Annotated in this window: 22 protein-coding genes; 2 read left to right on the top strand and 20 right to left on the bottom strand. The window is 73.4% G+C overall.

The features are described 5' to 3' along the window. Positions 1-2: 2 nt before the first annotated feature. Together K7862_RS20010 and pyrR are read right to left on the bottom strand one after the other, a co-directional pair. Positions 3-1046: an aspartate carbamoyltransferase catalytic subunit gene (locus K7862_RS20010; protein ID WP_308012079.1), complete on the bottom strand. Its 1044-nt coding sequence runs from the start codon at positions 1044-1046 to the stop codon at positions 3-5. A gap of 102 nt (positions 1047-1148) precedes the next feature. Then, positions 1149-1766, bottom strand: coding sequence for a bifunctional pyr operon transcriptional regulator/uracil phosphoribosyltransferase PyrR (gene pyrR, locus K7862_RS20005; protein WP_222964396.1), 618 nt, complete (start codon positions 1764-1766; stop codon positions 1149-1151). Between the two features lie 196 nt (positions 1767-1962). Here pyrR and bldD point away from each other — a divergent pair, with 196 nt between their 5' ends. Then, complete coding sequence (gene bldD / locus K7862_RS20000) at positions 1963-2463, top strand: transcriptional regulator BldD (RefSeq protein ID WP_222964393.1); 501 nt, start codon at positions 1963-1965, stop codon at positions 2461-2463. A gap of 78 nt (positions 2464-2541) precedes the next feature. Here the strand turns inward: bldD and fusA are convergent, their stop codons facing one another. From fusA to K7862_RS19920, 16 genes are all read right to left on the bottom strand, one after another. Continuing rightward, entirely contained in the window at positions 2542-4683 is a 2142-nt protein-coding gene (gene fusA / locus K7862_RS19995; RefSeq protein ID WP_222964391.1) for an elongation factor G, read from the bottom strand. 450 nt (positions 4684-5133) lie between these two features. Further along, complete coding sequence (locus K7862_RS19990) at positions 5134-6654, bottom strand: pyridoxal phosphate-dependent decarboxylase family protein (RefSeq protein ID WP_222964389.1); 1521 nt, start codon at positions 6652-6654, stop codon at positions 5134-5136. A gap of 115 nt (positions 6655-6769) precedes the next feature. Next, the gene (gene nusB, locus K7862_RS19985; RefSeq protein ID WP_222964387.1) at positions 6770-7195 is read right to left on the bottom strand and encodes a transcription antitermination factor NusB; all 426 of its coding nucleotides are present in this window, start codon (positions 7193-7195) and stop codon (positions 6770-6772) included. Between the two features lie 2 nt (positions 7196-7197). After that, positions 7198-7764 carry an elongation factor P gene (gene efp / locus K7862_RS19980; protein WP_222964385.1) on the bottom strand — a complete coding sequence of 189 codons (567 nt, stop codon included), beginning with the start codon at positions 7762-7764 and terminating at the stop codon, positions 7198-7200. 56 nt (positions 7765-7820) lie between these two features. Then, positions 7821-8957 carry an aminopeptidase P family protein gene (locus K7862_RS19975; protein WP_222964383.1) on the bottom strand — a complete coding sequence of 379 codons (1137 nt, stop codon included), beginning with the start codon at positions 8955-8957 and terminating at the stop codon, positions 7821-7823. 122 nt (positions 8958-9079) lie between these two features. Beyond that, positions 9080-9748: an AAA family ATPase gene (locus K7862_RS19970; protein ID WP_262413464.1), complete on the bottom strand. Its 669-nt coding sequence runs from the start codon at positions 9746-9748 to the stop codon at positions 9080-9082. Between the two features lie 499 nt (positions 9749-10247). Beyond that, positions 10248-10679 (bottom strand): type II 3-dehydroquinate dehydratase, encoded by a 432-nt coding sequence (aroQ, locus tag K7862_RS19965; RefSeq protein WP_222964379.1) that lies wholly within the window; start codon positions 10677-10679, stop codon positions 10248-10250. Beyond that, positions 10676-11800, bottom strand: a complete 1125-nt coding sequence (gene aroB, locus K7862_RS19960; protein WP_222964377.1) for a 3-dehydroquinate synthase — start codon at positions 11798-11800, stop codon at positions 10676-10678. The genes aroQ and aroB overlap by 4 nt, the downstream gene beginning before the upstream one ends. Beyond that, positions 11797-12330 carry a shikimate kinase gene (locus K7862_RS19955; RefSeq protein ID WP_222964375.1) on the bottom strand — a complete coding sequence of 178 codons (534 nt, stop codon included), beginning with the start codon at positions 12328-12330 and terminating at the stop codon, positions 11797-11799. Before K7862_RS19955 ends, aroB begins: the two co-directional genes overlap by 4 nt. Beyond that, positions 12327-13511 (bottom strand): chorismate synthase, encoded by a 1185-nt coding sequence (gene aroC, locus K7862_RS19950; protein WP_222964373.1) that lies wholly within the window; start codon positions 13509-13511, stop codon positions 12327-12329. Before aroC ends, K7862_RS19955 begins: the two co-directional genes overlap by 4 nt. A gap of 195 nt (positions 13512-13706) precedes the next feature. Continuing rightward, positions 13707-14555 carry a shikimate dehydrogenase gene (locus K7862_RS19945; protein ID WP_222964371.1) on the bottom strand — a complete coding sequence of 283 codons (849 nt, stop codon included), beginning with the start codon at positions 14553-14555 and terminating at the stop codon, positions 13707-13709. 18 nt (positions 14556-14573) lie between these two features. After that, positions 14574-16508: an endolytic transglycosylase MltG gene (gene mltG / locus K7862_RS19940; protein WP_222964369.1), complete on the bottom strand. Its 1935-nt coding sequence runs from the start codon at positions 16506-16508 to the stop codon at positions 14574-14576. A 102-nt stretch (positions 16509-16610) separates the two neighbouring features. After that, positions 16611-17075: a Holliday junction resolvase RuvX gene (gene ruvX / locus K7862_RS19935; protein WP_222964367.1), complete on the bottom strand. Its 465-nt coding sequence runs from the start codon at positions 17073-17075 to the stop codon at positions 16611-16613. Between the two features lie 7 nt (positions 17076-17082). After that, a complete protein-coding gene (gene alaS / locus K7862_RS19930) occupies positions 17083-19752 on the bottom strand; it encodes an alanine--tRNA ligase (protein WP_222964365.1) in 2670 nt (889 codons plus the stop codon). Beyond that, positions 19752-20102: a DUF6167 family protein gene (locus tag K7862_RS19925; RefSeq protein WP_222964363.1), complete on the bottom strand. Its 351-nt coding sequence runs from the start codon at positions 20100-20102 to the stop codon at positions 19752-19754. Before K7862_RS19925 ends, alaS begins: the two co-directional genes overlap by 1 nt. Before the next feature lie 9 nt (positions 20103-20111). Continuing rightward, positions 20112-20549 (bottom strand): DUF948 domain-containing protein, encoded by a 438-nt coding sequence (locus tag K7862_RS19920; RefSeq protein ID WP_222964361.1) that lies wholly within the window; start codon positions 20547-20549, stop codon positions 20112-20114. 307 nt (positions 20550-20856) lie between these two features. Here K7862_RS19920 and K7862_RS19915 point away from each other — a divergent pair, with 307 nt between their 5' ends. Next, positions 20857-22992: an ATP-binding protein gene (locus K7862_RS19915; protein ID WP_222964359.1), complete on the top strand. Its 2136-nt coding sequence runs from the start codon at positions 20857-20859 to the stop codon at positions 22990-22992. Between the two features lie 58 nt (positions 22993-23050). Here K7862_RS19915 and rpsD read toward each other — a convergent pair whose 3' ends face one another. Continuing rightward, positions 23051-23662, bottom strand: coding sequence for a 30S ribosomal protein S4 (gene rpsD / locus K7862_RS19910; RefSeq protein WP_222964357.1), 612 nt, complete (start codon positions 23660-23662; stop codon positions 23051-23053). A 190-nt stretch (positions 23663-23852) separates the two neighbouring features. Beyond that, on the bottom strand, positions 23853-25211 hold the full coding sequence (locus tag K7862_RS19905) for a replication-associated recombination protein A (protein ID WP_222964355.1): 1359 nt from the start codon (positions 25209-25211) through the stop codon (positions 23853-23855). Positions 25212-25282: the final 71 nt, after the last annotated feature.

The following is a 25282-nucleotide window of genomic DNA, read 5'->3' as shown; positions in this document are numbered from 1 at the left end:
CGTTACTTGCTCTCCTCGGTGCGGGCGGCTTCGGTGGGGACGTCGTCGGGGCGTGCGTCGTCGGCACGGGGTTCTTCGGGGCGGGGTTCTTCGGCACGGGCGGTGGCCAGGGCCGGCTCGGACCCGCCGAGCAGCAGGTAGAGCACGGCCATCCGCGTGCTGACGCCGTTGGCGACCTGCTCGACGGCGGTGCAGCGCGGGGAGTCGGCGACCTCGGCGGTGATCTCCATGCCCCGGTTCATCGGGCCGGGGTGCATGACGATGGCGTGCTCGGGCAGCACCGCCATCCGCCCGCCGTCCAGGCCGTAGCGGCGGGAGTACTCACGCTCGGTGGGGAAGAACGCGGCGTTCATCCGCTCGCGCTGCACCCGCAGCATCATCACCGCGTCGGACTTGGCGAGCACCGCGTCCAGGTCGTAGCCGACCTGGCAGGGCCACTGCTCGACGCCGATGGGCAGCAGGGTCGGCGGCGCGACCAGGGTGACCTCGGCGCCGAGGGTGTTCAGCAGCAGCACGTTGGAGCGGGCCACGCGGCTGTGCAGGATGTCGCCGACGATGGTGACGCGGCGGCCCGCCAGGTCGCGGCCGACGCCCGACAGGTGGCGGCGCATGGTGAACGCGTCGAGCAGCGCCTGCGTGGGGTGCTCGTGGGTGCCGTCGCCGGCGTTGACCACCGAGGCGTTGATCCAGCCGGAGGTGGCCAGGCGCTGCGGCGCGCCGGAGGCGTGGTGGCGGACCACGACCGCGTCGGCGCCCATGGCCTCCAGCGTCAGCGCGGTGTCCTTGAGCGACTCGCCCTTGGAGACCGAGGAGCCCTTGGCGGAGAAGTTGATGACGTCGGCGGACAGCCGCTTGGCCGCCGCCTCGAAGGAGATGCGGGTGCGCGTCGAGTCCTCGAAGAAGAGGTTGACGACGGTGCGGCCGCGCAGGGTGGGGAGTTTCTTGATCGGGCGGTCGGCGACGCGGGCCATCTCCTCGGCGGTGTCGAGAACGAGGAGGGCGTCGTCGCGGGTGAGGTCGGCGGCCGAGATCAGATGGCGCTTCACAGGGTCACTCCGTGGTGCTGAGGCAGGCCGGTGCGGTGCCGGGGATGGTCAGGAGGGCGCGCGGAAGTGCCGGACCCGCTGACGGGTCCGGGCGTGAGGGCGCTACTGGTCCGCGGCCGCGGCCGTGCGGTCCTGGGGCTCCCTGCGGCTGTGGCCGAGCAGCACGCTGTCGCGGCCGTCCTCCTCGGTCAGCAGGACCCTGACGGTCTCGCGCAGCGAGGTCGGGAGGTTCTTGCCGACGTAGTCGGCCCGGATCGGCAGCTCCCGGTGGCCGCGGTCGACCAGCACGGCGAGCTGGACGGCCCGCGGGCGGCCGATGTCGCCCAGCGCGTCGAGCGCGGCGCGGATGGTGCGGCCGGAGAAGAGCACGTCGTCGACCAGGACGACGAGCCGGCCGTCGACGCCGTCACCGGGGATCTCGGTGCGGGCGAGGGCACGCGGCGGGTGCAGCCGCAGGTCGTCGCGGTACATGGTGATGTCGAGCGATCCGACCTGGGTGGTGCGGCCGGTGATCTCGGCGAGCTTGTCGGCCAGCCGGCGGGCGAGGAAGACCCCGCGGGTGGGGATGCCGAGGAGCACCACGTCGTCGGCGCCCTTGGCGCGTTCGACGATCTCGTGGGCGATGCGGGTGAGGACCCGCGCGATGTCCGGGGCTTCGAGCACCGGACGGGCGGGCGGCGCGGGTGCCGCCTGCGCGGTGGTACTGCGGTCGTCGACCATGGTCGTCAGACCTCCTTCCCCGCCTCACGGGACGGGCGTTAAAGGACGTCAGGGGTACCTCTCGACCATAGCAGGTGGCCTTTCGGGGCCTTGGACCGCCCAGGTCAGAGACCGGTCGGCCCTATTCGGCTTGACGACGCCGGATTACGCTGCGTAACCTCACAGTGAGTCACCGAGTTTCCGTCCGGGGAGCCATATGTCCAGCGATTACGCCAAGCAGCTCGGAGCCAAGCTCCGGGCCATCCGTACGCAGCAGGGCCTCTCCCTGCACGGCGTCGAGGAGAAGTCCCAGGGCCGCTGGAAGGCAGTGGTCGTGGGCTCGTACGAGCGCGGCGACCGTGCCGTGACCGTGCAGCGCCTCGCCGAGCTCGCCGACTTCTACGGGGTGCCGGTCCAGGAGCTGCTGCCGGGCACGACCCCCGGCGGCGCGGCCGAGCCCCCGCCGAAGCTGGTCCTCGACCTGGAGCGCCTCTCCCAGGTGCCGCCGGAGAAGGCCGGTCCGCTGCAGCGTTACGCCGCGACCATCCAGAGCCAGCGCGGCGACTACAACGGCAAGGTGCTCTCGATCCGCCAGGACGACCTGCGCACCCTCGCCGTGATCTACGACCAGTCCCCCTCGGTCCTCACCGAGCAGCTCATCTCCTGGGGCGTGCTCGACGCGGACGCGCGCCGCGCGGTGCAGCACGACGAGGGCTGAGCCGGTTCGCACTCTTTCTGCAGAAACGTCCCGCCCGGGGCGTCCCCGTGGGGGCGCCCCGGGCGGTCCCGTTTCCGGTCAGCGGGCCGGTGACCGGCCGGTCAGGCCGGCGGGGACCGGAGCGTAGCCGGCCGGGCGGGTGGTGAACGTGCCCCGGCCCTGCGTACGGCCGCGCAGCCGCGTGGCGTAGCCGAACAGCTCGGCCAGCGGCACGGTCGCGGTGACCACGGCCGAACCCGCCCGGGCCACCGAGCCCCGCACCCGGCCGCGCCGGGCCGCCAGGTCGCCCAGCACGGCGCCGACCGCGTCGTCCGGGACCGTCACCACGACCTCGGCGACCGGCTCCAGCAGCCGCATCCGGGCGGCCGCCAGGGCCTGCCGCAGCGCGAACCGCCCGGCGGCCCGGAACGCGAGCTCCGAGGAGTCGTGGCTGTGCGTGGCGCCGTCGGTGAGCGTCACCACCAGTCCGGTCACCGGATGGCCGCCGAGCGGGCCCTCGGCGAGCCCGTCCCGGCAGCCGTCCTCGACCGCCCTGACGTACTCCCGCGGTACCCGGCCGCCCGTGACGGCCGACCGGAACACGAAGCCCGTGCCGTCGCCCGCCGGATCCGCGCCGTCGTCGAGCGGCGCCACGTCGAGCACCACCTGCGCGAACTGGCCCGCGCCGCCGTCCTGTTTGACGTGCCGGTGGACCAGACCCGACACGCCCTCCTCGACGGTCTCGCGGTAGGCGACCCGCGGACGGCCCACGACGACCTCCAGCCCCTGGGCGCGGCGGATCTTCTCGATCGCCACCTCCAGGTGCAGCTCCCCCATCCCGGCCAGGACCGTCTGGCCCGTCTCCGCGTCGGTGCCGACGGTCAGCGAGGGGTCCTCCTCCGCCAGCCGCGCGAGCGCCTGCACGAGCCGTTCGGCGTCGCCGTTCCCGCGCGCCTCGACGGCCACCGACACCACCGGCGCGGCCACCGGCGGCGGCTCCAGGACCAGCCGGGCGTCCGGCGCGCACAGGGTCGCCCCCGTGCGGGCCGCCTTCGGCCCGACCAGCGCCACGATGTCACCGGCCTCCGCGCGGTCCAGCTCGAAGTGGCGGTCGGCGCGGACCCGCAGGACGCGTGCGACGCGTTCGGTGCGCCCGGCTCCGGCGTCCAGCACCGTGTCCCCCTTCCCGATCGTTCCCGAGTACACCCGTACGTAGGTCAGGCGGCCGGTCTCGGTGGCCGTGACCTTGAACACCAGCGCGGCGAACGGCGCCGCCGGATCGGCGGGCCGCTCCCGGTCGCGGGTGTCCCCGCCCGTCCCGGCCGGGCCGTCCGTCCCGGTGGAGCGCACCGGCGGGACGTCCAGCGGCGAGGGCAGGTACGCCACGACCGCGTCGAGCAGCGGCTCGACGCCGCGGTCGCGGTACGCCGACCCGCACAGCACCGCGACGGCCTGGCCGTCGCGGGTCAGGTCGCGCAGCGCCGCGGCCAGCGCGGAGGCGGACAGGGCGCCGTGCGCGCAGTACTCCTCGAGCGCTCCGGGGTGGAGTTCGGCGACCGCCTCCTCCAGCGCCCGCCGGCGCGCTTCCGCCTCCGCGCGCAGCACGTCCGGCACCGGCCCCTCGACGCAGGCGCCGCCGGCGCCGGTCGCGCGCTCCGCTCCGGGCCAGAGCAGCGCCCGCATGCGGACCAGGTCCACCACGCCGGTGAAGCCGGCCTCCCGCCCGACGGGGAGCTGGACGGCGAGCGCGGTGGCGCCCAGGCGCGTGCGGATCGAGGCGACCGCCGCGTCCAGGTCGGCGCCCGCCCGGTCCATCTTGTTGACGAACGCGATCCGCGGGACGCGGTGCCGGTCGGCCTGCCGCCACACCGACTCGCTCTGCGGCTCGACCCCCGCGACCGCGTCGAACACCACGACGGCGCCGTCCAGGACCCGCAGCGACCGCTCGACCTCGTCGGCGAAGTCGACGTGGCCGGGCGTGTCGATCAGGTTGATCCGATGGCCGTCCCAGGCGCAGCTGACCGCGGCGGCGAAGATGGTGATGCCGCGGTCGCGCTCCTGCGGGTCGAAGTCGGTGACGGTGGTGCCGTCGTGGACCTCGCCGCGCTTGTGGGTCGCGCCCGTCAGGAAGAGGACGCGTTCGGTCAGGGTGGTCTTCCCCGCGTCGACATGCGCGAGGATGCCGAGGTTGCGGACCTTCGCGGTCGCGGGGACGAGGGGATGCTTCGGGGTGCTGCGCACGGCCGTCGGCCTTTCGGTGCGGGGCTGGTCCTGGACAGGGGCCAGGACGCGGGCAGCGCGATTCCCGGGACGAGGTGGGCCGCCGCGGCCGGTGATCCCGTTACGGGCGCACCAAGGCCGGGGCACGGTCGGGACGACCGTGCCCGCCGGTACGGCAGGGGTGGTGACTCGTCAGCGGGTCCGGGGCCGGCCGCGCAGCCGGCGCCGGACGGACGGGGACACCAGGATCACCCGGTGCAGCGAGCAGGGAACGGCGGCGGGGGTACGGTCACGCACGGCCGGGCTCCCCTCTTCGTCGTCCGATCGTCCGGGTGCGCGCCGCCCTCGGGGGCGCGCCGTCTCCCGGGAGTGTAGGCAGCGCGGCGCGGGCGCCGCACCGGGTTTTCGGCGCGCCGGATCCGCCTCGGGCCGCCGGTCGACTCGTCCGCCGACGGCGGTCGTCGACGTGGGTCAGCCGGGAACACCGGAGCCGGAGCGGGCGTCCGCGCCCGGGTAGAGCCGGGAGACCACCTCGGGCAGCAGCCGTTCGGTCAGCGGCGCGGGCAGCGCCTGCAGGACGGCGAGCACCGGCGCCATCCGCGCGGGCAGCGCCCCGCCGGGCCCCACTCCGGCCGCCTCCAGGGCCAGACCGGCCTCCTCCGGCGTCAGGGAGTCCGGGTCGAGCCCCCGCGCGAGTTCGATCAGCCCGGGATCGACCGACGGCGGCCCGAGTTCACGGGCCCGCGCCACCGCACCCGCCAACTCGCCCAGCAGTTCGGCGATCCGGGCCGGGTCCGCGGCCGCGGCCGTCACGGTCAGGTGCAGGTTCGCCGGGGAACCGGCGTGGGCGGGCTGCGGCTGGAGGTACCAGCCGCGCAACCGCATCTCGTCGGCCACCACGAACGGGTCGACCCGCGGGTCCGCGGAGGCCACCGCGACCAGCGCGGCGTCCGGCTCGCCGAGCACCCGCAGTCCTTCGATCTCCCCGACGCCGTCGACGAGTTGACGCACCGCCCGGTGGACGCGGGCGGAGAGTTCGGCGTAGCCGTCCGTGCCGACCCGCTCCAGCACCGCCCAGGCGGCGGCCAGCGGGCCGGCCGGCTTGGTGCCCTGGAGCGTGGCGTTGACCACCGGGTAGCCGGGCCAGGAGGCGTGCGCGAACCAGCCGTGCCGGCGCAGTTCGGCGTCCTGGAACAGCAGCACGGACGCGCCCTTCGGGGTGTAGCCGTACTTGTGCAGATCGACGGAGAGTGAGGTGACGCCGGGCACGGACAGGTCGAACGGCGGCGGCTCGGGCACGTCGTCCACCAACCGGAGGTGCCCGAGGTACCAGCCGCCGATGCAGGCGTCGACATGGCAGAGCACGCCGTGCCCGGCGGCGGTCGCGGCGACGGCGGGCACGGGGTCGACGACGCCGTGCGCGTACGAGGGGGCGGAGGCCACGACCAGCGCGGTGCGGGGCGTGAGGGCGGCGGCCACGTCGGCGGGCCGCACCCGGAAGCCGTCGTCCACGGGCACGCTCACCACGCGGAGCCCGAACAGCCGGGCGGCCTTGTGGAAGGCGGCGTGCGCGGTGACCGGCAGGACGATCTCCGGATCGGTCACGCCGCGGGTGCGCCGGGCGTGCTCGCGCGCGGTGAGCACGGCCAGCAGGCAGCTCTCGGTGCCGCCGCTGGTGAAGGTGCCGGCCGTGCCGGCGGTCCCGCCGAGCAGCCTCGCCGCGCGGCCGACGACCTCGTTCTCCAGCGTCACCACGCTCGGGAAGGCCGTCATGTCCAGGCCGTTGACGCCCGCGACCGCGTCCTGCGCCCGGGCGGCGAGGTCGTCCAGCGCGGTCAGCCCGGCGTCGTAGACGTACGCCATCGTCCGGCCGCCGTGCACCGGCAGGTCGGCGGCGCGCAGCGCGGCCAGCCGGGCGAGGAGCGCGGAGGCGTCCGTGCCGCGGCACGGGTCGGCGAAGGCCCGGGCGTCCCGGTCCGTACGGCGGTCCATGCGGCGGAATCTAGGACAGGGACGCGGACACACACCAGGCCCGAAGCAGAATATTGTTCAACTTCTGCTGTCGGGCCTGGTCACAGGCGCGATCGCCGCATGCGGCGTCGTGCGCTCAGCGCTTGAGCGTCGGCTTCAGCTCCAACAGCCGGCCCAGCAGACCGTTGACGAACGACGGCGACTCGTCGGTGGAGAACTCCTTCGCCAGCTGCACGGCCTCGTCCAGCACCACCGGGTCGGGGACCTCGTCCTCCCACAGCAGCTCGTAGGTTCCCAGGCGCAGCACGTTGCGGTCCACCACCGGCATCCGGTCCAGCGTCCACCCCACCGCGTAGCCGGCCAGCAGCTCGTCGATGCGCGCGGCGTGCTCCGCGTACCCCTCGACCAGCCGGCGGGTGTACTCGGTGACCGGCGGCTGCCGGTCGTCGGTCCGGGCGAGCCGGATCCAGTCCGCCATGACGGTGGTGGGGGCGGCACCCCGCTGCTCCGCCTCGAAGAGGATCTGGAAGGCGCGCTTGCGGGCCTTGTTGCGGGCAGCCACGGTTAGCTGTTCACCCGGCCGAGGTAGTCACCCGTGCGGGTGTCGACCTTCACCTTTTCACCCGTGGTGATGAACAGCGGCACGCCGATCTCGTGGCCGGTCTCCAGGCGGGCCGGCTTGGAGCCACCGGTGGAGCGGTCGCCCTGCACGCCCGGCTCGGTGTACTCGATGACCAGCTCGACGGAGGCGGGCAGCTCGATGTAGAGCGGCGCGCCCTCGTACATGGCGACGACGGCCTCGAAGCCCTCGAGGAGGTAGTTGGCGGCGTCGCCGACGACCTCGGGGGTGATGTTGATCTGGTCGTACGTCTCCGTGTCCATGAAGACGAAGTCGGCGCCGTCCTTGTAGGAGAACTGCATGCCGCGCTTGTCGACGTTGGCCGTCTCGACCTTCACGCCGGCGTTGAAGGTCTTGTCGACGACCTTCCCGGAGAGCACGTGCTTCAGCTTGGTGCGCACGAAGGCGGGGCCCTTGCCGGGCTTGACGTGCTGGAACTCGACCACGGTCCAGAGCTGGTCGCCGTCGAGCTTGAGCACGAGGCCGTTCTTGAGGTCGTTCGTGGTGGCCACGGTTGCGGAATCTCCTGAAAGTGCTGCTTCGGGACCACGGAATTCCGCGCCCGGATTCAGAGGGCGAGCAGTTCCTTGGTCGTGATGGTGAGTAGCTCGGGCCCGCCGTCCGCCGCGGGACGCACGACGAGTGTGTCGTCGATCCGGACACCGCCACGGCCCGGAAGATGGACCCCGGGCTCGACGGTGACCGGCACGCAAGCGTCCAGTTTACCCATGGCCGCCGGGGACAACTGAGGGTCCTCGTCGATTTCCAGGCCCACACCGTGGCCCGACCAGGGCGCCAGGCCCTCCGCGTGGCCGGCGGCGGTGAGCGGGCGGCGGGTCGCGCTGTCCACGTCGCGGCAGGCCACACCGGGTGCGAGCGCCTCCCGGCCGGCCCGCTGGGCGTCGAAGACCAGATCGTACAGCTCGACCTGCCACGCGGCGGGCGCGGTCCCGATCACGAACGTCCGGCCGACCTCGCACCGGTAGCCGCGGTAGCAGGCGCCGAGACGGACGCTGAGGAAGTCGCCCTCCTCCACCCGGCGGTCGGTCGGCACGTGCCGGGCGGTGCCGGAGTGCGGGCCGGTGCCCACCGAGGTGGGGAACGCGGGCCCGTCCGCGCCGTGGTCGACCAGCCGGCGCTCCAGCTCCAGCGCCAGATGCCGCTCGGTGCGGCCGACCAGGATCGACTCCAGCAGTTCGCCGAGCGCCTGGTCGGCGATCTCGGCCGCGATGCGCAGCGCGGCGATCTCCTGCTCGTCCTTGACCAGCCGGAGCTGCTCGACCGCGTTGGCGAGGTCGGCCATCGGCAGCCCCTGGACGACCGAGCGCACGGCGCGGTGGCGGGCCACGGTCAGGTGGTGCTCCTCGACCGCCAGCCGCTCCACCTGGGCCTCGCGGGCCAGGTCGGCGGCCGCGACGGCGGCGTCGCCGTCCGGCGAGGGCAGCGTGGTGGACCGCAGGTCCTCGGGCGGCCGGTCGGTGCTCCGGTCGCCCCGCTCCCCCGGGTCACCGGGGTCGTCCGGCGGCGGGCGCAGATGGACCAGGGTGTCGTCCGGGCCGGGCCCCACCAGCAGGGCGGCGCCGGGCGGCGCGCAGCCGGTCAGATAGAGCACGTTCGCGGGGCGGGTCACCAGGGCAGCGTCGATCCCGGTCGCCGCGCACCTCTCGCGCAGCCGGTTCCTGCGGGTCCCATGCACCTCCGCCATGCGGCGAGCTTAGGTCGCCGCGGCGCGGCCCGCCCCTTTTCGGCCTGCGTCCGTGCTGCCCCCGCCCGCGGCGTGTCGTGTGCGGCGGCGCGCGGGGCGCCGGCGGGGTGCGCCGGCGCGTCCTACCAGGTGGGAGGCCCTTGGAGGCTGCGGGCGACCACCCGGTCCAGGGCGGCGACGGCGGAGGGCACGTCGAGCTGGGAGTTGTCGATGATGGGCAGGCCCGAGCCGTACCAGCCGGCCATCCGGCCGTGGATACGGGCGACCTCCTCGTCGGAGAGCCGGCGGTTGCCGGTGCGTTCGGCGTTGCGGGTGAGCACGATGTCCAGGCCCGGCAGCAGCACGACGGGCAGCAGCCCGGGACCCACATGCCGCTTCCAGCCGCCGAGGCCCACCGCGGGGCGGTCCGGGAACACGGCGTCGTCGATGATGCAGGACACTCCGTTGGCCAGGAAGTTGCGGGCGGCGAAGCCGCAGGTCCTGCGGGCCAGCCGGTACTGCGCCTCGGAGTGCTCGTTCCACCCGGCCTGCGGGTCGGCGAAGCCGGAGCGCACCCATTCCCGCACGTCGTCCAGGCTGATGTGGGCGGTCGGGCTGGCACGGTGGTCCGCCCAGTGGCGGGCGATCGTGGTCTTGCCCGCGCCCGCCGCGCCGATCAGCAGGACGGCGATCGGGCCCTGCGCGGCGGGCAGTTGCACGGGGGTGGGGGCGGGCAGCGGGAAGTGGCCGGTGGTGCTTCCCGGCTGCGCGGGCGGTCCACCGGGCTGCGGCGCCCCGACAGCGTGCTGCATCTCGGCCCACTCCATCCCGTGCGGCACCCACGCGTGCCGATATGACCGGCGGGTCGTGCTGTTCGACTCCGAACGGTACCGTCCCGGGCCGTTCTTGTGTGAACGGCCCGGGTCTCCGCCCGGTGCGGCTTCCGGGGTGCCCCTGGCCTTTGTTTGCCGACTGCTGCGGCATCGTGGCTTGTCGCGCAGTTCCCCGCGCCCCTGTTATCGCCTGCCGTTCGTCGACTCGTCGGGGGCAGTCCGGAAGCGTCTCCTCGGACTTGTGCGTGCACCCTTCTTCCGCCCGGCCGGGCGGGCGGATGCACAAGTCCTGCGGGGATCGCTTCCTCCCCACCCCTGGCAGCGGGGGCAGTACGGGGTGGACGCAGCACACCACGTGCCCCGTCAGGAACGCGGGGTCCCCAGACTTCGCCCGGGAGGTGCCCCCAGCGCGGGCAACCCCGATGGCGGCGCGCAAGGCAACGGCGGCCCGGGGCAGCCCGGAGGCCGGGGCGGGTGGTCAGGTGTCGGCGAGGGCGCGGAGGGCCAGGCGGTAGGAGTTGATGCCGAAGCCGGCGACCGTGCCGGTGGCGACCGCGGCGACGACGGAGGTGTGGCGGAACTCCTCGCGGGCGTGCGGGTTGGAGATGTGCACCTCGATCAGGGGTGCGGTGCGCTGGGCCGCCGCGTCCCGCATGCCGTACGAGTAGTGCGTGAACGCACCGGGGTTGAGCACCACGGGAATACGTCCGTCCGCGGCCTCGTGCAGCCAGCGGATCATCTCGCCCTCGTCGTTGGTCTCCCGGACCTCGACGTCGAAGCCGAGTTCGGCGCCGAGCTTGGTGCACTCCTCGACGAGCCCCGCGTAGGACGTCGCGCCGTACACGTCCGGCTCGCGCGAGCCCAGCCGCCCGAGGTTGGGGCCGTTGAGCACCAGCACGCGGCTGCTCACCCGGACACCTCCCCGTAGGCGGCCAGCAGGATCGCCGGGTCCGGGCCCTCCAGCACCGTGGGCTTGCCGAGGCCGTCGAGGACGATGAAGCGCAGCAGGTCGCCGCGGGACTTCTTGTCGACCTTCATGGTCTCCAGCAGCCGCGGCCACTGGTCGCCGCGGTACGTCAGCGGCAGCCCGACGGACTCCAGCACGCTGCGGTGCCGGTCGGCCGTCGCGTCGTCCAGCCGCCCTGCCAGCCGGCCGAGTTCCGCGGCGAAGACCATGCCGACGGATACCGCGGCGCCGTGCCGCCAGTTGTAGCGCTCGTTCTTCTCGATCGCGTGGCCCAGGGTGTGGCCGTAGTTGAGGATCTCGCGCAGGCCCGACTCCTTCAGGTCGGCGGAGACGACCTCGGCCTTGACCCGGATGGCGCGCTCCAGGAGTTCCGTGGTGTGCGGGCCCTGCGGGCTGCGTGCGGCGGCGGGGTCGGCCTCGACCAGGTCGAGGATGACCGGGTCGGCGATGAAGCCGGCCTTGATCACCTCGGCGAGCCCGCTGACGTAGTCGTTCGGCGGCAGCGAGTCCAGCGCCGCCAGGTCGCACAGCACGCCGGCCGGCGGGTGGAACGCGCCGACGAGGTTCTTGCCCTCGGCGGTGTTGATGCCGGTCTTGCCGCCGACCGCCGCGTCGACCATGCCGAGCACGGTCGTCGGCACGGCGATCCAGCGCACCCCGCGCAGCCAGGTGGCCGCGACGAACCCGGCCAGGTCCGTGGTGGCGCCGCCGCCGACGCCGACGATGACGTCGCTGCGGGTGAAGCCGGTCTGGCCGAGCGCCTTCCAGCAGTAGGCGGCGACCTCGGCGGTCTTGGCCTCCTCGGCGTTCGGCAGCTGGATGGCGATCGCCTGGTAGCCCTGTTCGGCCAGGTCCTCGCGGATCGCCTCGCCGGTGCCGGCCAGTGCCTCGGGGTGGAGCACGGCGACGCGCAGCGCCTTGTCGCCGATCAGCCCGGGCAGTTCGCCCAGCAGCTGGTGGCCGACGAGCACCTCGTACGGCTCGGTGCCCGCGGTGCCGCCGATCTGGATACGGGTGGGAGGTGCGGCCGGGGCGCTCTCCCCGGCCGGGGCGTTGTCGCTCATGCGTCCTTCAGTTGGAGTGCGTCGAGGACGGCGTCGGCCACGTCCTCCGGGGTGCGGTCGTCGGTGGACACCACGGCGCGGGCGACCTCGGTGTACAGCGGGCGCCGGGCGTCCATGAGTTCGCGCCACTTCTGCCGCGGGTTGACGGCGAGCAGCGGGCGGGGGGCGTCGAGGCCCACCCGGCGGACGGCGTCGTGCAGGCCGACGTCGAGGAAGACCACCGGCAGTCCGGTGAGCCGGGCGCGGGTGCCCTCGTCCATGACGGCGCCGCCGCCGAGCGACAGCACACCGCCGTGGCCGGTCAACGCGGCCCGGACGGCCTCCCGTTCGAGGCCGCGGAAGTGCGGCTCGCCCTCGTCGATGAAGATCTCCGGGATGGGCTTGCCCGCGGTGGTCTCGATGTCCGCGTCGGTGTCCCGGTACTCCAGGCCCAGACGTGCGGCCAGGACCCGGCCGACGGTGGTCTTGCCCGCGCCGGGCGGCCCGACGAGGACCACCTGCGGCGGCCCGGCGGGCGGGCGGGCGGTCACCGGATCGCCAGGTGGTCGAGGAAGTCGGTGACGTTGCGGCGGGTCTGGGCCACCGAGTCGCCGCCGAACTTCTCGGCGACGGCGTCGGCGAGCACCAGGGCGACCATCGCCTCGGCCACGATGCCGGCGGCCGGCACGGCGCACACGTCGGAACGCTGGTGGTGCGCCTGCGCGACCTCGCCGGTGGTGACGTCGATGGTGGCCAGGGCCCGCGGCACGGTGGCGATGGGCTTCATCGCGGCGCGCACCCGCAGCACCTCGCCGGTGGTCATGCCGCCCTCGGTGCCGCCGGAGCGGCCGGAGGCGCGGCGCACGCCCTCGGGGGTCGGCACGATCTCGTCGTGCGCCTGGGAGCCGGGGACGCGGGCGAGGTCGAAGCCGTCGCCGACCTCGACGCCCTTGATGGCCTGGATGCCCATCAGGGCCGCGGCGAGCCGGGCGTCGAGCCTGCGGTCCCAGTGCACGTGCGAGCCGAGGCCCACGGGCACCCCGTAGGCCAGCACCTCGACGACGCCGCCGAGGGTGTCGCCGTCCTTGTGGGCCTGGTCGATCTCGGCGACCATCGCCTTGCTCGTGTCGGCGTCGAGGCAGCGCACCGGGTCGGCGTCCAGCCGGGCCTCGTCGCCGGGCACCGGCACCACGCCGTAAGGAGCCTTGGCGCGGGCGAGTTCCACGACGTGCGACACGATCTCGATGCCCGCGGTCTCCTTGAGGTAGGAGCGGGCGACCGCGCCCAGGGCGACGCGGGCCGCGGTCTCACGGGCGCTGGCCCGCTCCAGCACCGGCCGGGCCTCGTCCAGGTCGTACTTCTGCATGCCGGCGAGGTCGGCGTGGCCAGGGCGCGGCCGGGTCAGCGGGGCGTTGCGGGCAAGGCCGGCGAGGATCTCGGGGTCGACCGGGTCGGCGGCCATCACCTGCTCCCACTTGGGCCACTCGGTGTTGCCGACCATGACCGCGACCGGGCTGCCCATGGTGAGGCCGTGCCGGACCCCGCCGATGAAGGTGACCTCGTCGCGCTCGAACTTCATGCGGGCGCCGCGCCCGTAGCCGAGCCGCCGCCGGGCGAGCGCGTCGGCGACCAGTTCCGTGGTCACCGGCACGCCAGAGGGCAGTCCCTCCAGCGTCGCGACGAGTGCGGGGCCGTGCGACTCCCCCGCGGTCAGCCAGCGCAACCTGCTCAACTGCGTGCTCCCTCGAATCGGCGCCCGGTGGAACGCCCCCGTGTGGCGACCCGGTGCTTCGCCTCCGATCCTCCCACGATCCGCCCCCCGCACCGGACCCGGTCCAGCGTGCGGACGGCATGGTCGTCCGGTTCCTGCCGCGCCGGGCGGGAGGCCGGGTGGTGCCGGAAGGGCGAGTGGGTACGGGCGGGCGCCTCAGTGGGCGGCGAGGGCGGCCTCGCCGGCGGCGCGCATGGCGGCGAGGGGGGCCGGAGCGCGGCCGGTGTGCTGTTCGACCTGGAGGACGGCCTGGTGGACGAGCAGGTCGAGGCCGCCGACGACCGCGCCGGAACGGGCCGACCAGGCCGCGGCGAGCGCGGTCGGCCACGGGTCGTAGAGGACGTCGAAGAGGGCCCCCGGCTGGTCCGGGACGGCGTCGGCCAGATGGTCGGCGGCACCGGCGGGCGTGGTGTTGACGACCAGCGGCTCGTCGAGTGCCTTCGCGGCGTCCGCCCAGTCGGCCGTGCGCACGGTGACGCCGAGCCGTTCGCCCCACTGCCGCATCTCGGCGGCGCGGGCCGCACCCCGCACATAGGCGGTGACCTCGCCCTCGCAGATCTGGGCGAGGGCGGCGACCGCCGAGGACGCGGTGGCACCGGCCCCCAGCACCGCGGCCGACGGCACCGCCGTCACCCCGCGCTCGCGCAGTGCGGCGACCATGCCGGGGATGTCGGTGTTGTCGCCCAGGCGGCGGCCGTCGGCGGTGAACACCACCGTGTTCACCGCCTCCACGGACGCCGCGGTCGGCGTGATCTCGTCCAGCAGCGGCAGGATCGCCCGCTTCAGCGGCATGGTCAGGGACAGCCCCGCCCACTCGGCCGGGTCGAGGCCGGCGACGAAGTCCGGCAGCGCGGCCTCGTCGACCTCGAACCGGTCGTACCGCCAACCGTCCAGGCCGAGGTCCGCGTAGGCGGCCCGGTGCAGCACCGGGGACAGCGAGTGGGCGATGGGCGAACCGAGCACGGCCGCGCGGCGCGGGCCCGGCCCTCCTTCGGGGGTGCTCACGACAGGTGTCCGGCTCTCCTAGTGCTTCTTCGCGTTGTACTGGGCGTAGAGCTCCTTGAACTCGGCATAGGTCTTGGTGAACTTCGTCGTCTTGTTGTCCAGCGAGATGAAGTAGTACCAGTTACCCGGATCCGGGTTCATGGCCGCCTGGAGGGCGACGAGGCCCGGGTTGCCGATGGGTCCCGGCGGCAGGCCCTTGTACTTGTAGGTGTTGTACGGGTCGTCAAGGGCCTTGGCGCTGTCGATATTGATGTTCGTCAGGCTGGCGTTCTTGATGTAGTTATAGGTCGAGTCGAACTCCAGCAACCCGTAGGTCTCGGGGTTCGACAGCACCATGCGGTTGTAGACGACCTTGGCCATCTTCCGGAAGTCGTCGTCCGTCTTGCCCTCGGCCTGGGCCAGGCTGGCGACGGTCAGCAGTTCCAGCGGGCTCTTCAGGTGCTGCTTCTTCGCCTCCGCCGCGAGGTCGAACTTGGCGAACTGCTCGTTGGCCTGGCCGACCATCTGCCGCAGCACGTCCTCGGGCTTCATGCCCTTGGCGACGCTGTAGCGGGACGGGAAGAGGAAGCCCTCCAGCGGGTCCTTGATGTCCCGGGCGGAGTTGGCCCACGCGGGCAGCCCGAAGGTCTTCCACTTCGCGGCGGCGATCTTCTGGGTGCTGCCGGACGCGAGACCGAGCCGCTTGTCGATGACGTCGTAGATCTGCTTGTCCCGCATGCCCTCGGCCACGATCATCGTGCTCTGCGCCTTGGGGTCGAGCATCATGGTGACCGCGTCGGAGGCGGACATCTGCTTGCGCAGCACATAGACCCCGGGCTGGATCGAGCGGCCCTTGGGGTTCTTGTTCGCCGCGGACGTGAACGCCTCGACGCTCTTCACCACACCGTTGTTCTTCAGGATGTTGCCCATGGTGGTGAGGGTCGAGCCGTTCGGGATCGTCACCTGGACGTCCCCGGTGCCCTGGCCGGAGTAGTCCGGGGCGGGGCCGAAGTGCGACTGGTAGAAGGTGTAGCCGTAGTAGCCGGCGCCGCCGACCGCGCCCACCAGGAGGGTGGCGACGACCAGGCACGCGCAGCCGCTGCGCCGCTTGCGCGGGCCTTCCTTGCCGGACGACCTGCCCGTCCTGCGCCCGCCGGAGGACGACGGCAGTTCGTCATCGTCATCGTCGTCGTCACGTCCCGCGAAGAACGCGTGCTCGCGCGGATCCGCCTCGTCGTCGTCCCACGTACCGGTCTTCTCCGGCGCGGTCCGCAGCGGGGTCTGCTCGGGCTCCGTCGGCCGGCCGCCCTGGCCGGGCTGACCGGGCTGCCGCAGGCCCTGGGGGCCGGCGCCGGGCTGACCGGGGCCGGCCGGCTGACCGCCCTGACCGGGCTGGCCCATCTGCCCGGGGCCGCCCATGCCCTGCTGCATCCCCGGCTGCGGCTGGCCGCGGAACTGCGGCTGCTGCGGCGGCGGGTAACCGTTCTGCCCGTAGTAGTCGGGGCGCTGCCCGTTCCCGTAGGGGTCGTGCGCCTGCTGACCGCCGTACGGGTCCTGGTTCCCGTAGCCGCCGGTGGAGTACGAGCCCGTGTCGTACGGGTCGTAGGCCGTCTGGCCGTACGACTGCTGCTGCGGGTGCTGCGGGTGCTGCGGGTGCGACGCGGGCTGCTGCTGGTACTGCTCCTGCGGGTAGTGACCCTGCTGGCCCTGCTGAACCGGCTGCCCCTGCTGGTACTGGTCCTGGCCGTACTGGCCCTGCGGGTACTGCTGCTGGGGGTAGCCCTGCTGCGGATAGGTGGGGTGCTGTCCCGACGTGTAGGGGTCCTGCGCATACGGGTCCTGCCAGCCGCCCTGCTGGGACTGAGGCTGGTGCTGCTGTTGCTGGTACCCCTGGCCCTGGTCGTACACATCACCGAAGAGCGGGTCCTCGGGATGCCACGGATCCGAGCCGGAGCCCCGGCCATAGTCAGTCATCGGTCCCCTTGCTACACGGCCGGCATCGGGCCTGCCGACCTTGCGAAACGGGCGGCGCCAAGGAGGCGCCGCTGCAGCGCGCGGAACGTTACCGTACCGCGATCAGAGGACTGTATCGACGCTCTCGCCCGGCGCTTTCCCAGACACCCGTTCGGTCTCCAGGGCACTCTGCAGGATGATGACGGCTGCTGCCTGATCGACTACGGAGCGTCCCTTTTTCGCTTTCACACCCGACGCACGGAGCCCTTGCGTCGCGGTGACCGTCGTCATCCTCTCATCCACCAGCCGGACGGCGACCGGGGCGATGACTTTCGCCACACTCTGTGCGAAGGCGCGGGCCTTGGCCGCCGCCGGGCCCTCGGTCCCGTTGAGGGACCGGGGCAGTCCGACGACGACCTCCAGCGGCTCGTACTCCGCCACGATCGCGGCGATGCGGCGCAGGGCCGCGGGCACATCCCGCCCGGGCACGGTCTCCACCGGGGTCGCGAGGATCCCGTCGGGGTCGCACGAGGCGACCCCGATCCGGGCCTCCCCGACGTCGATCGCGATCCGCCGGCCCCTTCTCATGCCGCCGTCACGCCTTCTCTGCGACAAGGCGGCGGACGGCCTCCATGGCCTCCGCGACGGCTGCCGGGTTCTGGCCGCCGCCCTGGGCGACGTCGTCCTTGCCGCCGCCACCGCCGCCGAGCGTCTTGGCCGCGGTGCGGACCAGCTCGCCGGCCTTGACGCCGCGCTCGCGGGCGGCCTCGTTGGTGGCGATCACCGTCAGCGGGCGGCCGCCGGCCACGGTGAACAGGGCGACGACGGCCGGCCGGCCGCCGGTGATCCGCTGGCGGACGTCCAGCACCAGGCGGCGCAGGTCGTCCGCACCCGTGCCGTCCGGGACCGCGCCGGTCACCAGGGCGACGCCCTTGACGTCCTCGGCGGCCTCGGCCAGCCCCGCGGCGGCCTGCAGCACCTTCTCGGCGCGGAACTTCTCGATCTCCTTCTCGGCGTCCTTGAGCTTGGCGAGCATGCCGGAGATCTTCTCGGGCAGCTCCTCGGGGCGCCCCTTGACCAGGTCGGTCAGCTGGGCGACCAGCGTGTGCTCGCGGGCGAGGAAGTTGTAGGCGTCCACGCCGACCAGCGCCTCGACGCGCCGCACACCGGAGCCGATCGACGACTCGCCGAGCAGCTTGACCAGGCCGAGCTGGGCGGTGTTGTGCACATGGGTGCCGCCGCACAGCTCCTTGGAGAAGTCGCCGATGGTGACGACCCGGACCTGCTCGCCGTACTTCTCGCCGAACTCGGCGATGGCCCCCTGCCGCTTGGCCTCGGCGATCGGCATCACCTCGGCGGTGACGTCGAGTTCACGGGCCAGCACCTCGTTGATCTTCTGCTCGACGTCAGTGAGCACGGTGCCGGGGACGGCGGCCGGCGCCCCGAAGTCGAAGCGGAAGCGGCCGGGCGAGTTCTCCGAGCCGGCCTGGGCGGCCGTGGGGCCGAGGGCGTCACGCAGCGCCTGGTGGGTCAGGTGGGTGGCGCTGTGGGCCCGGGCGATGGCACGCCGGCGGGTGATGTCGATCTGGGCCTCGGCCGCGGCGCCGACGGTCACCTCGCCGACCTGGACGACGCCCTTGTGCACGCTGACGCCGGGCACCGGCTGCTGGACGTCGCGGACCTCGACGACGGCGCCGCCCTCGATCTTGATCCGGCCCCGGTCGGCGAGCTGGCCGCCGCCTTCGGCGTAGAACGGCGTGCGGTCCAGGACGACCTCGACCTCGTCGCCCTCGGAGGCGGCCGGCGAGGGCAGGCCGTCGACGAGCAGGCCGACGACGGTGGCCTCGTTGGTGTCCTGGGTGTAGCCGGTGAAGACGGTGGCGCCGGAGCGGTCGGCGACCTCGCGGTAGGCGGACAGGTCGGCGTGGCCGGTCTTCTTGGCCCGGGCGTCGGCCTTGGCGCGGTCCCGCTGCTCCTTCATGAGGCGGCGGAAGCCGTCCTCGTCCACCGACAGGCCCTGCTCGGAGGCCATCTCCAGGGTCAGGTCGATCGGGAAGCCCCAGGTGTCGTGGAGCAGGAAGGCCTGCTCGCCGGCGAGCACGGTGCCGCCCTTGGCCTTGGTCTCGCTGACCGCCGTGTCCAGGATGTTGGTGCCGGCCGACAGGGTCTTGAGGAAGCGGGACTCCTCGGCGAGCGCGACCGACTCGATGCGCTTGCGGTCGTTGATCAGCTCCGGGTACTGCTGGCCCATCATGCCGATGACGACGTCGACGAGCTCGGCCACCACCGGGCGGTCGGCGCCCATCAGCCGCATGTTGCGGATGGCGCGGCGCATGATCCGGCGCAGCACGTAGCCGCGGCCCTCGTTGCCCGGGGTGACGCCGTCGCCGATGAGCATCACGGCGGTGCGCATGTGGTCGGCGACCACGCGCAGCGAGACGTCGGACTCGTGGTCGGCGCCGTAGTGCACGCCGGTGAGAGCGGTGGCGGTCTCGATCACGGCACGCAGGGTGTCGGTCTCGTACATGTTCTGGACGCCCTGCAGGATCATCGCGAGGCGTTCCAGGCCGAGGCCGGTGTCGATGTTCTTGGCGGGGAGGTCGCCGAGGATCGGGAAGTCCTCCTTGCCCTCGCCGGCGCCGCGCTCGTACTGCATGAAGACCAGGTTCCAGATCTCCACGTAGCGCTCGTCGTTGACGGCCGGGCCGCCCTCGACGCCGAACTCGGGGCCGCGGTCGTAGTTGATCTCCGAACACGGGCCGCAGGGTCCGGGCACGCCCATGGACCAGAAGTTGGGGCCCTTGCCGAGGCGCTGGATGCGCTCGGCGGGCACGCCGATGACGTCCCGCCAGATGGCCTCGGCCTCGTCGTCCTCCTCGTAGACGGTGATCCAGAGCTTCTCGGGCTCCAGGCCGTAACCGCCCTGGTCCTGGGGCGTGGTGAGCAGCTCCCAGGCGTACGTGATGGCGCCTTCCTTGAAGTAGTCGCCGAAGGAGAAGTTGCCGCACATCTGGAAGAACGTGCCGTGCCGGGTGGTCTTGCCGACCTCCTCGATGTCCGGGGTGCGGACGCACTTCTGCACGCTGGTGGCGCGCGCGAAGGGCGGCTTGACCTCGCCGAGGAAGTAGGGCTTGAACGGGACCATGCCCGCCGGGACCAGCAGCAGGGTGGGGTCGTCGGCGATGAGGGACGCCGACGGCACGACGGTGTGCCCGCGCTCCTCGAAGAAGCGCAGCCAGCGACGGCGGATTTCTGCCGACTCCATCAGTGTTCGTCCTTCCGGTCGTACGCGTTGTACGTGATCCCCCGGCGCGCGGCCGGGACGTCGGTGTTCCGGGCGGTCAGGCCCGGGTGCTCCTCAGCCGCGGGCAGCGCGGGCGGCTGGTCGTGGACCTTGAGGCCCAGGGCGTCGTGGAGTTCGCCCTCGCGCTGCGCCATGCCGGCGCGCACGTCCCGGGCGAAGAGCCGCAGCCGGGCGCCGGTCTCCAGCGCGCGGTCGGCCGCGGTGGCGGCGAGGCTGTCCGGACTGAGCCTGCGCACCGCCCGGTTGACCTTGACGGTGGCCCAGACGCCGGTGACGGCGCCGGTCAGGAACCAGAACATGCGGCGGAACATGGCGGGGCCTCAGTCCTTGGATCGGTTGCGACGGCCACCGCGCCGGGCGGGCGGCAGCACCTTCCCTCGGAGGGTCCGGGCGCGGGCGCGGCCGGCCTCGCCGGTCTGCAGCCCCACCGCGCGGCGCACTCCGTAGCCGAACGCCGCGACCTTCACCAGCGGGCCGCCGAAGGCGGTGGCGACGGTCGAGGACAGCGCGGAGGCGTTGGCGGTCACCTCGGCGACGTCGGAGGTGATGGTGTCGACCTTGTCGAGCTGGGTGTGCGCGGTGCGCAGCGCCTCGGACGCCTCGCCGAGCAGCGGCACGGCCTGCTCGGTGATGCCGGCGACCAGCTCGGTGGTGCGGCGGAGCGTCTGGGCGAGGCGGACCAGCGCGACGGCCAGGAACGACACCAGGATCGCCCAGAACACCGCCACGATCAGGCCGGCCACCTCTCCACCCGACACGTTGCCGTTCTCCCTCGTCACCCGCACGCCGCGCCGCAGTCGGGCGCCGGTCGTGAACGTCGTTCGTGAACTCCGACCTTATCGCGCCACACCGACGCCTCCGTACCGCATTAGCGCGCGGCGGTCCGCGTCGGGTGGCCCCTCCGGAACACGGCGGCAGGCACGGCGTCGAGCACGGCCGCCGACGGAAGCGGAAGGACCGCTCTTAGCAGATGCGGCGGCCTCCTGTCCGCGGAACGGGGTCGATTCCGCCCGGATTGCGGTTGGATTGTACGTTCCGCTCATCCGCCAGTACGCTCCGTGCATCATGGGTACCGAGGGCAACCTTCCGGCCGACCTGACGAGTTTCGTCGGCAGGAGCGACGAACTCAGCGACCTCTCCCGCCTGGTGGCGCACTCCCGGCTGGCCACCGTGACCGGGCCCGGCGGTGTGGGCAAGAGCCGGCTGGCGCTGCGTGCCGCCGCGCGTCTGCAGGACCGTTTCGGCCACGGAGTGTGGTCGGTCGAGCTGTCGGGGCTGAACGGCCCCGATCTGCTGGAGCAGACGGTCGCCGACGCCCTGCGGCTGGCGGACCACACCAGGCGCGACCCCCGGCAGGTGCTGGCCGGCCATCTCGCGGACCGCGAGCTGCTGCTGGTCCTCGACGGGTTCGACCGGGTGCAGGAGGAGTGCGCGGCCCTGGTGGCCGAGCTGCTGCGGCACGCTCCGGGGCTGCGGGTGCTCGCCGTCGGGCGCCGCCCGCTGGGCATCACCGGGGAGCAGCTGCTGCCGCTGGCCCCGCTGCCGGCCCCGGACGCGGTGCGGCTGTTCAGCGAGCGGGCCGCCGGGGTGCTGCCCGGGTTCAGCGTCGCCCCGGAGGAGGAGGGGCTGGTCACCGAGTTGTGCGCCCGGCTCGACGGGCTGCCGCTGGCGGTGGAGCTGGCCGCGGTACGGCTGCGCGCACTGTCCCTGGAGCAGGTGCTGGAACGGCTCGACGACCGGTTCCGGCTGCTGACCGGCGGCGATCCCAGCGCCCCCGAGCGGCACCGGGCGCTGCGCACCGCGATCGGCTGGAGCCATGAGCTGTGCACCCCTCCGGAGCGCCTGCTGTGGGCGCGGCTCTCGGTGTTCGCCGGGCCCTTCGACCTGGACGCGGTGGAGTACGTGTGCACCGGCGCGGAACTCGCCGACGAAGGCGTGCTGGAGACCGTCGAGGCGCTGGTGGCGCAGTCGGTGCTCAGCCGGGAGGAGGGCGGCGACGGGCAGGTCCGCTACCGGATGCTGGAGACCGTGCGGGAGTACGGCGCGGTGTGGCTGGCCGCGATCGGCGACGAGCTGCGGGTCAGACGCCGGCACCGGGACTGGTACCTGGGGCTGGCGACCTGGTGCGAACTGGACTGGTTCAGCCCGCGGCAGGCCGAGGTCGCCGCCCGGGTGGCCGCGGACCTGCCGAACCTGCGGCTGGCCCTGGACTTCAGTCTGGACGGCACCGAGGGCGAGCCGCCGGACGATCCGGCGGTCGGCCAGTACCTGGCGGCGACCCTGTGGTTCTGCTGGGTGGGCTGCGGGCGGCTGACCGAGGGCCGGCACTGGCTGGAGCGCGCGCTGGACGCGAGCGACACGGCGAACGAGGCCCGCGCCAAGGCGATGTGGGTGTTCGGCTATGTGGCGCTGCTGCAGGGGGACTCCGCGGCGGCGCTCGCCGCGCTCCAGGAGTGCCGGCAGGAGGCGCAGGCCACCGGCAACGAGACCGCCGAGGCGTACGCGGTGCACCGGCTGGGCTGCCTGGCGCTGGTCTCGGACGACATGGACCGTGCCGAGCGGTTCATCGGCGACGCGCTGCTGCGCTACCGCGGGATCGGCGAGCTGAACAGCAACGTGCTGATGGGCCAGGTCGAACTCGCGATGGCGGTGGCCTTCCAGGGCGACCTGGACCACGCGGTGCGGCTGGCCGAGGACGTGCGGGAGATCTGCCGGGACCACGGGGAGCGGTGGACTCTCGCCTACGCGCTGTACGTCCTGGCGTACGCGGCCTGGCTGGCCGGCGAGCAGGAGCGGGCGCGGCGGCTGGCCGAGGAGTCGCTGGCGATCGACCACGCCTTCCACGACCTGGTGGGGTCGGTGCTGGCGCTGGAGCTGCTGGCGCTGGTCACCGAGGGCGAGGGGGCGCCGCACGAGGCGGCGGTGCTGCAGGGCGCGGCGGGCCGGCTGTGGGAATCGGTGGGGCTGCGGCTGTTCGGTTCGCGGCACTTCAACGCCCCGCACGTGGTGTGCGAGAAGCGGGTCCGCGCGGCGCTCGGCGACGGCCCCTACGCGGCGGCCCTGCTGGAGGGCGGCCGGCTGGGCTTCGACGAGGCGGTGGCCCGGGCACTGGACCGCCCGCGCACCCGCAGCAGGGCGCGCGGCGGCGGGAAGGGCCCGCGAACGCAGCGGCCCGCCGCCTCCGGGGAGGCGACGGGCTGAGCGTGCCGCGGAGATCGGGCCGTGGGCGGCCGGGTAGCCGGCCGGACGGCCCCGCCGGTCAGCGGGCGTAGTACTCGACGACGAGCTGCTCGTCGCAGATCACCGGGATCTCGTTGCGGTTGGGGTCGCGGTCCAGCCGGAAGGCCAGCGCCTGCAGGTTGACCTGGAGGTAGCGCGGGCCCTCGCCCTCGCCGGCCCAGCCGCCCTCGCGGGCGACGACGAACGGGGTCTTCTCCCGGGACCGCTCGCGGACCTGGACGACGTCGTCGGGACGCAGCCGGTACGAGGGCTTGTCGACCTTGCGGCCGTTGACCTCGATGTGGCCGTGCACGACCATCTGGCGGGACTGGTAGATGGTGCGGGCCAGGCCGGAGCGCAGCACCAGGGCGTCCAGCCGGCGCTCCAGCTCGACGATGAGCGCCTCGCCGGTCTTGCCCTCGACCTTCTTCGCACGGTCGTAGGCGCGCTGCATCTGGCGTTCGCTGATGTCGTACTGCGCACGCAGCCGCTGCTTCTCCAGCAGACGCGTCTTGTAGTCGCTGTTCTGCTTGCGGCCGCGACCGTGCTCGCCCGGCGGGTAGGGGCGAGTCTCGAAGTACTTGACCGCCTTCGGGGTGAGCGCGATGCCCAGTGCCCGGGACTTCTTGACCTTGGGACGCGACTGATTCACGTGCGTCGAACCTCCGTGTACTTAGGTAAGGCTTACCTTAACTGATGGGAGTGCGTGGTTCGGCACGGGAACCCCATCCCTGATCCGGCAGGGGTGGTCAGCCGCGTCCCGACGCAGAACGATGCGCCCGGGCGGCCCGAGGCCGCCGGCGCGCGCACATCCATCGAGGGTAACCCGCCCTCGGCACCGCTCATTCCTCGGCGGTGCCCGACAGCCGCTGCCGCACGCGCTCGACGACGTCGGCGTAGCGGGCCTCGGCGCCGTAGCGGGTCGGCTCGTAGTAGCGGCGGCCGAGCAGTTCGTCCGGGATGTACTGCTGGGCCGCGATCGCGCCGGGGACGTCGTGCGGGTAGACGTAGCCCTGCGCGTGGCCGAGCTTGGCCGCGCCCTTGTAGTGGCCGTCGCGCAGATGGCGCGGCACCGCGCCCGCCTTGCCGGCCCGGACGTCGGCCAGGGCGGCGCCGATCGCGGTGGTCGCCGCGTTCGACTTGGGGGCGAGGGCCAGGGCGATGGTGGCGTGGCTGAGGATCAGCGACGCCTCGGGGAAGCCGATCATCGCCACGGCCTGGGCCGCGGCCACCGCGGTCGGCAGGGCCGTCGGGTCGGCCAGGCCGATGTCCTCGCTCGCGGAGATCATCAGGCGGCGGGCGATGAACCGGGGGTCCTCGCCGGCCTCGATCATCCGGGCCAGGTAGTGCAGTGCCGCGTCCACGTCGGAGCCGCGGATCGACTTGATCAGCGCGCTCGCCACGTCGTAGTGCTGGTCGCCGTCCCGGTCGTAGGTCACGGCGGCGCGGTCCACAGCCTGTTCGAGCGTCGCCAGCGTGATGGCGTCCTCGCCCTTGGCGAGGGCCGCGCCCGCGCCCGCCTCCAGGGCCGTCAGCGCGCGGCGGGCGTCGCCGCCGGCGATGCGCAGCAGATGGGCCTCGGCGTCCTCGGGGAGGGTGACGGCGCCGGCCAGCCCGCGCTCGTCGGTCAGTGCGCGGCGCAGCACCCCGCGCACGTCCTCGTCGGTGAGCGGTTCGAGGGTGAGCAGCAGCGAGCGCGACAGCAGCGGGGAGATGACCGAGAAGTAGGGGTTCTCGGTGGTGGCCGCGATCAGGGTGACCCAGCGGTTCTCCACGGCCGGCAGCAGCGAGTCCTGCTGGGCCTTGCTGAAGCGGTGGATCTCGTCGAGGAAGAGCACGGTCTCGCGCTCGTACGCGCCGGACTGGCGCTTGGCGCCCTCGATGACCGCGCGGACCTCCTTGACGCCCGCGGTGATCGCCGAGAGTTCGACGAAGCGCTTGTTGGTCGCCTTGCTGACCACGTAGGCCAGGGTGGTCTTGCCGGTGCCGGGCGGGCCCCACAGGATCACCGACGAGGAGCCGGCCGGGCCGCCGCCGCCCTCCCCCACCAGGCGCCGCAGCGGTGAGCCGGGACGCAGCAGATGCTGCTGGCCCACCACCTCGTCGAGTGTGCGCGGACGCATCCGGACGGCGAGAGGGGTACTGCTGGGGTCCCGCTCCCGGCGCTCCTCGGCCGCGGCGGTGAACAGGTCTGGCTCCACGCCTTGAAGCCTAGGACACCGGTCGGACACTCGGGTCCGCGGCGGCAGTACGCCGGCCGGGACGCCCGCGC

Source organism: Actinacidiphila acidipaludis (assembly GCF_019890725.1).
GTDB lineage: Bacteria > Actinomycetota > Actinomycetes > Streptomycetales > Streptomycetaceae > Actinacidiphila > Actinacidiphila acidipaludis.
This window is presented reverse-complemented; position numbering and strand designations above follow the sequence as displayed.

Bases quoted from the DNA above. Each gene is read 5' to 3' on its own strand.
- pyrR (WP_222964396.1), bottom strand. From the start codon at position 1,766: ATGGTCGACGACCGCAGTACCACCGCGCAGGCGGCACCCGCGCCGCCC.
- bldD (WP_222964393.1), top strand. From the start codon at position 1,963: ATGTCCAGCGATTACGCCAAGCAGCTCGGAGCCAAGCTCCGGGCCATC.
- K7862_RS19990 (WP_222964389.1), bottom strand. From the start codon at position 6,654: ATGGACCGCCGTACGGACCGGGACGCCCGGGCCTTCGCCGACCCGTGC.
- K7862_RS19975 (WP_222964383.1), bottom strand. From the start codon at position 8,957: ATGGCGGAGGTGCATGGGACCCGCAGGAACCGGCTGCGCGAGAGGTGC.
- K7862_RS19970 (WP_262413464.1), bottom strand. From the start codon at position 9,748: ATGCAGCACGCTGTCGGGGCGCCGCAGCCCGGTGGACCGCCCGCGCAG.
- aroB (WP_222964377.1), bottom strand. From the start codon at position 11,800: ATGAGCGACAACGCCCCGGCCGGGGAGAGCGCCCCGGCCGCACCTCCC.
- mltG (WP_222964369.1), bottom strand. From the start codon at position 16,508: ATGACTGACTATGGCCGGGGCTCCGGCTCGGATCCGTGGCATCCCGAG.
- ruvX (WP_222964367.1), bottom strand. From the start codon at position 17,075: ATGAGAAGGGGCCGGCGGATCGCGATCGACGTCGGGGAGGCCCGGATC.
- alaS (WP_222964365.1), bottom strand. From the start codon at position 19,752: ATGGAGTCGGCAGAAATCCGCCGTCGCTGGCTGCGCTTCTTCGAGGAG.
- K7862_RS19925 (WP_222964363.1), bottom strand. From the start codon at position 20,102: ATGTTCCGCCGCATGTTCTGGTTCCTGACCGGCGCCGTCACCGGCGTC.
- K7862_RS19915 (WP_222964359.1), top strand. From the start codon at position 20,857: ATGGGTACCGAGGGCAACCTTCCGGCCGACCTGACGAGTTTCGTCGGC.